The organism is Pigmentiphaga sp. NML030171 (assembly GCF_002188635.1).
Taxonomy (GTDB): Bacteria; Pseudomonadota; Gammaproteobacteria; order Burkholderiales; family Burkholderiaceae_B; genus Pigmentiphaga; species Pigmentiphaga daeguensis.
Map to the genome: position 1 here is coordinate 205,425 of NZ_NINX01000036.1, position 6,671 is coordinate 212,095.

The window sequence follows — 6,671 nt, forward strand, 5'->3', positions numbered from 1 at the left end:
GTCATTGGTCGCACAGCCGGGTATCCAGATAGCGAGGCGCGTCGCACTCCTCGCGCATGTACAGGCGCGACGGACGCGGCGAGCCATTGTCGTACATCAGGGTGATGCCGGCGCGGACCACCGTGCCGCCGTAGCCCGGATACCCCGCCCCGCTGACGCGCTCGCGCCAGCCGTCCAGGGTCAGCAGGACCCGCGGGTTCACCTGCCATTCCAGGCGCGGTCCCACGCGCCAGCTCATGGTCTCGGACGTGCCGCCCGCGCCGATGCGATAGTTCTTCTGCCGCTCGCGCACGACGTTCAGCGACAACCAGGTCTTCTCGCCCGCCTGCCAGCGCATGCTCACCCGGCCGCCGGTCAGGGTGGAGTACAGCGTGGAGGGATCTTCCTCGTTGCCGAACGGCCGGTGCCACAGGTGGACGTGGAACGCGGTCTTCGCCGAGTAGTCCCAGTAGCCGCGCAGCTCGGCGGTGACGAAATCCACGTTGCGGTCGGTCAGCGTCGCGTACCGGCGCTGGCGCCAGCCCGCGTAGCCTTCGAGGGCGGTCCTGGCACTGTAGTGATAGATGCTGTTCAGGAAGAACTCGGTGTCGGTGTAGGCCCGGTCCAGCTGCTGTATCTGCAGCGGCGTGCGATCGGGATAGCTGCTGCGCACCCGCGACACCCCGGCCATCACGTAGGAATTGTCCCGCCCCATGAGGTGGGCGGCGATCTGCACCTGGCTGTCGTCCCGGTTGTACAGCTGCTGGTTCAGCGCGAACTCGTTGCGCGAGGACGTGCGCGACACGCTCAGGATCGGCAGGGTCAGCGACTCGGTCACGCGCAGGCCGATGTCGGCATTGAATACCCGCTGCTTGAGCAGGTCGCGCTCGGGCCAGCTGCTGGCCATGTAGCGGTTGAGCCGCACCCGGTCGGAAACCGAGGCGCTGCCCTGGAGCAGGTCCCCCGCGCGCCACTGCAAGGTGGTCTTGAACGCGTGGGGATGGTGGTCGAGCTGCCCCTGGTCCCGGTAGTCGACGTTGCCGAAGGCCGCCGAGGCCAGGAGCCGCGTGCGTTCGGACGCCAGGGGGATGATCGCGGCCGCGCGCACTTCATCGCCCACGGCGAGGTCGCCGTGCCGCCTGTCCCCCGCCGTGTCAGGCAGGCGATAGGGGTTGCTGACCTGCTGGATCAGGCGCGAGATCTGGACCGAGTATTCGATCCCTTCGGGGAAGACCGGCGCCCCCGCCCCCAGGCCGCGCCGCGTCAAGGGCGCCTGGCCGCCGTCCGCGCCCACGCCGCGGGAAGGCGCCGGCGCCGCCACCAAGACGGGCGGCTCGACCGCCTTGGGCGCCACGGCGCCCACGGTCTTGGCGATGACCGCGTCGATCACCGCATCGGCGTCGGGCTGCTCCGCTCCCACGGGCCGGGCGGCGCACAGCAGCGCGGCCGCCGCCAGCGGTATTGCCGGTTGCCAGACAGAGGAACGCTGGTGCGCGCGCAAGCCCGCTCCGGCTAGAAGAAGCGTTCGTCGACGTAGATGACGTCGCCGGGAGCGACCGGATCGTCCAGGTTGACGCGCTGCTTGCGTTGCTCGCCCGTGCCGGGATCCGGGCGGCTGATGCTGATGCGCCGTTCGGAGGCCCGCTGCGTCAGCCCTCCGGCCAGCGACAGCGCGCGCATCACGTTCAGGCCCCGCTCCATGGGATAGGCGCCCGCCCGCGTGACTTCGCCGTAGATGTAGAAAACCTTGGCCTGTGGCACGTAAACGACGTCGCCGGCCTGCAACGGCAGGTCTTCGACGGGGCGCTCGGGCAGGCTCTTGTTGCCGATGAGCAACTCCATGCGGCGCTGGCCGCCCTGGGCCTGGCTGTCCTTGCGCAGGACGACCGCCACGTCGTCGGCGTTGTCCTTCAGGCCGCCGGCCTGGGCCAGCAGCTCCAGCAGCGTCAGGCTGCCTTCGATGGGATAGCGGCCGGGCTTGGCGACGCTGCCGAGAATGGAAGCCATCCGGCTGCGGATCCGCAGCACCTCGATGGCCACCTGGGGATCGTTCAGGTATCCACGCTGCCTCAGTCCGTCGGCGATCCGTTTGGCGATGGCCGAGGGCGCCTCGCCCCCGACGGCCATGTCGCCCAGGAAAGGCACCACGATATGTCCCTGGACGTCGATGGTGACCTGGGCGGCCAGTTCGGGCTGGCCATACACGGTCAGGTACAGCGTGTCGCCGGGCCCCACCGTGGCGACGGCGCCCCCCTCGACCTCGGAGGGAACGATGGTCGCGGGCGCCAGGCGTCCGGGATGAGGCATCTCATCGGCAGCGTAGGCGGCGCCAAGCGCCAGCCAAGCCATCAGCGCACCCAGCACCTTGGGCAGACATGTACGAAATTGCCTCAAAACTACTCCATTGAAGTCGCGAAACGCCCGCTAAAATCATCATGCCGATTATAGAGGGGGGATAAGGGACGGACCGCAGGTGCGACATTCTCGCAGAACAGCGCGGCAAAGGAACAGCAAACAACTCCAAGCCGGGAAATAACGCCGGCAATTTTTTGTAGCATTCTCCCCGCATCCCTTCAGCCCGGCGCTTACCTCCCGTCCTTACATCGACATGCCTACACACCCTGCCCAGCCCGATATCGTCCGGATGCGGCTTTTCGACCTGGACATCATCGCGGCGTCGTTTTCCGAGGCCGTGGCGATCCTGACCGACGCCGTCGCCAGCCGGCGCGGACCGGCGGGCATCGTGTCGACTCCCAACGTCGATCACGTGGTGCGCCTGGACAAGCAACCCGATCTCCAGCCCATCTACCGCCAGGCCGACTACCTGTTCGCCGACGGCATGCCCATCGTCTGGGCCAGCCGACTGCTGGGCCGGCCGCTGCCCGAGCGCGTGACGGGCTCGGACCTGTTCGTGGCGCTCTGCCGGCAGGCGGTCGCCCATGGCTGGAAGATCGCGATACTGGGCGGCATGCCGGGGGACGGTCCCATGCTGGAAAGCCGGTTCGCGGCCACCTACCCCGGCATCGACGTCACGGTGATGACGCCGTCGATGCGGTTCGACCCGCTGGGCGACGAAGGCCGCGAAGCCGCGGACCGCATCCGCGCCCTGGCTCCCGACCTCGTCTTCGTCTGCCTGGGCATGCCCAAGCAGGAAATCTGGGCCGGCCGCTATGCCGCCACCCTGCCTCACGGACTGGTGCTGTGCGTGGGCGCCGCCATGGAGTTCGCCATCGGCCTGCAGCGGCGCGCGCCCCGGTTGGTCCAGCGGATGGGCATGGAATGGCTTTGGCGGCTGCTCAGCAATCCCGGACGGCTGTGGCGACGCTATCTGAAGGAAGACCCCCGGTTCTTCGCCATCTGCTGGCGGGAATATCGCTCCGGCGTTCGCGGACGCTGACAGGAAACCCCCATGGCCACCAGCCGCCTTCCCTCCCACCAGCGCATGTTCTACAGCATGGCCGCCATCGGAGCAGCCGCGATCGCGCTGCTCTGCCATGCCGCCACCAGCCTCTATTTCGGGCGCCAGCCCTCGAACGAGGACGGGTCGCTGCTGCTCGTCATCGCGGTGGCCACCGGCATCGCCTACTACCGCTTCGAGCAACTGCTCAGCACCCGCACCATGGCCTTCATGCTGTGGCGCGCCATCCTGACCTGGTCGCAGGTGGTCATGGTGACGCTGCTCGCCTTCATCCTGCTGCCCATCGAGCACCGCAACCTGGGCCGGGAAATCCTGCAGGCCTGGGCCTTCCTGACCCCGGTGGCGCTGCTGCCGGGCCTGGCGCTGATGCGGCTCAGCGCGCAGCACCTCTACGGCGCGAGCCAGTACGTGCGCCGCGCCATCTTCATCATGCCCGGCTTCCAGGCCCAGACCCTGGCGATCCGGCTGCGCCGCTCGCCGGCCATGGGCATCCTGGTGGATGGATACTTCGACGACACAGAGCGGCCCGAGCCGCTGGAGTCGCTTCCCTACCTGGGCGACCTGCCCCAGGCCGTCGAACACCTGAAGGAACAGAAATCCAACGTCGCCTTCATCAGCATGACGCTGATGAAGACCCCGTACGCGCAGCCCATCCTGAACCAGTTGGGCGACTCGACGTCGGCCATCTATCTGGTCCCGGAATCTCCCGCGCTGGGCGACTTCGAGGTCAGCGTCAGCAACATGGCCGGCGTGCCGCTGCTGCGCCTGCACGACACGCAGATCCTGGGCATCGCGCGAGGCATCAAGCGCAGCATGGACCTGCTGTTCGCCAGCCTGATGCTGCTCGCGGCGGGCATCCCCATGCTGGCGATCGCGGCCCTCGTGCGGCTGAGTTCACCCGGCCCCGTGCTGTTCCGCCAGACGCGCTACGGCCTGGCCGGCGAGCCGATCCAGGTCATGAAGTTCCGGTCCATGTACACCCACCAGCCCGATCCGGGCAAGATCCGCCAGGCCACGCGCGGCGATCCCCGCATCACTCCCGTGGGGAGGATCCTGCGCCGCACGTCGCTGGACGAGCTGCCCCAGTTGTTCAACGTTTTCAACGGCAGCATGAGCCTGGTCGGTCCGCGGCCGCACGCCGCGGAACACAACGAGTTCTACCGGCAGCAGATACGCGGCTACATGCTGCGCCACACCGTCAAGCCGGGCATTACCGGCTGGGCGCAGGTCAACGGCCTGCGCGGCGAGACCGACACGCTGGACAAGATGATGAAGCGGGTGGAGTACGATCGCTACTACATCCAGCACTGGTCGCCCTGGCTGGACATCCGTATTCTTTTCATGACCTTGCGCCTGGTCGTCCATGACAGCAAGGCCTACTGACGACAGCCTCCATGCCCGATACCCCCGCCACCCAGCGACTGATGGAAGTCGAGATCAAGCTCGCCTTCATGGAAGACCTGGTGGAGCAGTTGAACGAACTCGTCTTCCGGCAACAGCAGCAGATTGATGCGCTGGCGCGCGAGCTGGCCAGGGTCCGGGAACAGAGCGCGCAGGGGCCGGCCGCGCCGGCCTCGCTGCGCGACGAGATCCCTCCGCACTACTGAAAGGAACGGAAAAGCGCGCCTATGGCGCGCGGCGGTCCATCAGGGCCCAGGCAATGGTGCCGGCATCGACGTATTCCAGCTCGCTGCCGGCGGGCACCCCGCGCGCCAGCCGGGTCACGCCCAGCCCTTGCGCGCGCAGCAGCTCGGCAAGATAGTGGGCGGTGGTCTCGCCTTCGGTCGTGAAATTGGTGGCCAGGATGACCTCCTTGACCTGGCCGTCGGCGGCGCGCTCGAGCAGGCGGTCGAAGCCGATCTCGTGCGGCCCCACGCCCTCGAGCGGGGACAGCCTGCCCATCAGGACGAAATACAGCCCGTTGTAGCTGTGGCTGGCCTCGATCATGTTCTGGTCGGCCGGCGTCTCGACCACGCACAACAGGCTGGCATCGCGGCGGGGACTGGCGCAGGTCTCGCAGATCTCGGATTCGGTGAAGGTATTGCAGCGCGCGCAATGGCGCAGCCGGTCGACGGCGTCGCCCAGGGCCTGGCCCAGCATGCGGGCGCCGTGCGGGTCGTGCTGCAGCAGGTGGTAGGCCATGCGCTGCGCCGACTTGGCGCCCACTCCCGGCAGGCGCTTGAGGGCATCGACCAGCACCGACAGCGGCGCCGGCCCGACGAATCGATCACCTGCCATTCCCGTCCCGCTTAAAAGGGCAGCTTCATGCCCGGAGGCAGGGGCAGGCCGGCGGTCAGCGCGGACATCTTTTCCTGGCTCGTGGCCTCGGCCTTGCGCAGCGCGTCGTTGAACGCGGCGGCCACGAGGTCCTCCAGCATGTCCTTGTCGTCGGCCAGCAGGCTGGGATCGATGGCGACGCGCTTGACGTCGTTGCGGCAGGACATGGTCACCTTGACCAGGCCGCCGCCCGAGGCGCCCTCGACGAGCATGTCGGCCAGCGCTTCCTGGGCCTTCTTCATGTTTTCCTGCATCTGCTGCGCCTGGCGCATCAGACCGGCAAGCTGTCCTTTCATCATGGCTGGGTTCCTTGTTTGGATTCGGAAGATACCGGGCGGATCGAGTCGGGTACGATCTGGCCGCCGAAACTGTCGAGCAATTCGCGTACGAAGGGATCGGCCATGATCGCGCGCTCGGCCTCGGCCTGGCGCGCCTGGCGCTCGGACTCGGCCACCGCGAACGCGGTGGCGTCGCCGGTCTGGCCGATCTCGAAGCGCAGCCGCACGGGCACGCCGAAATGCTGCTCGAGCACTGTGCGCAGGCGCTCGACGCCCGCGCCTTCGGCCAATCCGCGGGTCGCGACCCGCAGCACCACGGTACCGCCTTCGACGCCCACCCACTCGCTTTGCTGCGCGAGCTGGGCGGCGATGCCCTTGATGGGCAGCCGAGCCGCCAGCACGGGCCACGGCTCGTTCAATGCAATCGGGCCGCTGGCCGCGCCCGCGGCGTCTTCGCCGCGCGGGGGCTCGGCCCGGGCCACGGTGGGAACCGGCGCGGCGGGAGCTTCCCGCTCCACCGGCGGCGCCTCTTCCTGCAGCCCGGCCTCGATCTCCGAGTGCCAGGCAGGCGGCCCGTCTTCGTCGGCCCCCGCCCCTTCCGGGGGCGAGGCCGGAGCAGCCGCCGGCGCGGTCCGCGCCGTATTGCCGGCCGGCCGGGCAGGCGCCGAGGCCGGCGCACGCTTGTTGCCGGCCATCGACATGTTGCGGGCCGCGGCCAG

At 68.5% G+C, this 6,671-nt stretch carries 8 protein-coding genes; 3 read left to right on the forward strand and 5 right to left on the reverse strand.

Annotation, left to right across the window (positions count from 1 at the left end; all coding sequences use genetic code 11):
- Position 1 precedes the first annotated feature (1 nt).
- Both CDO46_RS17365 and CDO46_RS17370 read right to left on the reverse strand, forming a co-directional pair.
- Complete coding sequence (locus CDO46_RS17365) at positions 2–1,480, reverse strand: hypothetical protein (RefSeq protein WP_087839732.1); 1,479 nt, start codon at positions 1,478–1,480, stop codon at positions 2–4.
- An 11-nt stretch (positions 1,481–1,491) separates the two neighbouring features.
- Positions 1,492–2,373, reverse strand: coding sequence for an SLBB domain-containing protein (locus tag CDO46_RS17370; protein WP_132979357.1), 882 nt, complete (start codon positions 2,371–2,373; stop codon positions 1,492–1,494).
- Between the two features lie 214 nt (positions 2,374–2,587).
- Between CDO46_RS17370 and CDO46_RS17375 the strand changes: the two genes are divergently transcribed.
- Genes CDO46_RS17375 through CDO46_RS17385 form a run of 3 tightly spaced genes read left to right on the forward strand, consistent with a single transcriptional unit; the run spans position 2,588 to position 5,004 of the window.
- On the forward strand, positions 2,588–3,376 hold the full coding sequence (locus tag CDO46_RS17375; RefSeq protein WP_087839734.1) for a WecB/TagA/CpsF family glycosyltransferase: 789 nt from the start codon (positions 2,588–2,590) through the stop codon (positions 3,374–3,376).
- A 12-nt stretch (positions 3,377–3,388) separates the two neighbouring features.
- Entirely contained in the window at positions 3,389–4,780 is a 1,392-nt protein-coding gene (locus CDO46_RS17380) for an undecaprenyl-phosphate glucose phosphotransferase (RefSeq protein WP_254914623.1), read from the forward strand.
- An 11-nt stretch (positions 4,781–4,791) separates the two neighbouring features.
- Positions 4,792–5,004 (forward strand): SlyX family protein, encoded by a 213-nt coding sequence (locus CDO46_RS17385; protein ID WP_087839735.1) that lies wholly within the window; start codon positions 4,792–4,794, stop codon positions 5,002–5,004.
- 19 nt (positions 5,005–5,023) lie between these two features.
- On the opposite strand, the gene recR is transcribed toward CDO46_RS17385, so the two are convergent.
- The 3 genes from recR to CDO46_RS17400 all read right to left on the reverse strand — a co-directional run.
- Positions 5,024–5,635 (reverse strand): recombination mediator RecR, encoded by a 612-nt coding sequence (recR, locus tag CDO46_RS17390; RefSeq protein WP_087839736.1) that lies wholly within the window; start codon positions 5,633–5,635, stop codon positions 5,024–5,026.
- An 11-nt stretch (positions 5,636–5,646) separates the two neighbouring features.
- Complete coding sequence (locus CDO46_RS17395) at positions 5,647–5,973, reverse strand: YbaB/EbfC family nucleoid-associated protein (protein ID WP_087839737.1); 327 nt, start codon at positions 5,971–5,973, stop codon at positions 5,647–5,649.
- Positions 5,970–6,671 (reverse strand): DNA polymerase III subunit gamma/tau C-terminal domain-containing protein (locus CDO46_RS17400; RefSeq protein ID WP_303395836.1); only part of this gene is annotated, 702 nt, incomplete at its 5' end. The genes CDO46_RS17395 and CDO46_RS17400, both read right to left, overlap by 4 nt.

Coding starts and splice junctions, on each gene's coding strand:
- CDO46_RS17380 (WP_254914623.1), top strand. CDS start 3,389: ATGGCCACCAGCCGCCTTCCCTCCCACCAGCGCATGTTCTACAGCATG.
- recR (WP_087839736.1), bottom strand. CDS start 5,635: ATGGCAGGTGATCGATTCGTCGGGCCGGCGCCGCTGTCGGTGCTGGTC.
- CDO46_RS17375 (WP_087839734.1), top strand. CDS start 2,588: ATGCCTACACACCCTGCCCAGCCCGATATCGTCCGGATGCGGCTTTTC.
- CDO46_RS17395 (WP_087839737.1), bottom strand. CDS start 5,973: ATGATGAAAGGACAGCTTGCCGGTCTGATGCGCCAGGCGCAGCAGATG.
- CDO46_RS17385 (WP_087839735.1), top strand. CDS start 4,792: ATGCCCGATACCCCCGCCACCCAGCGACTGATGGAAGTCGAGATCAAG.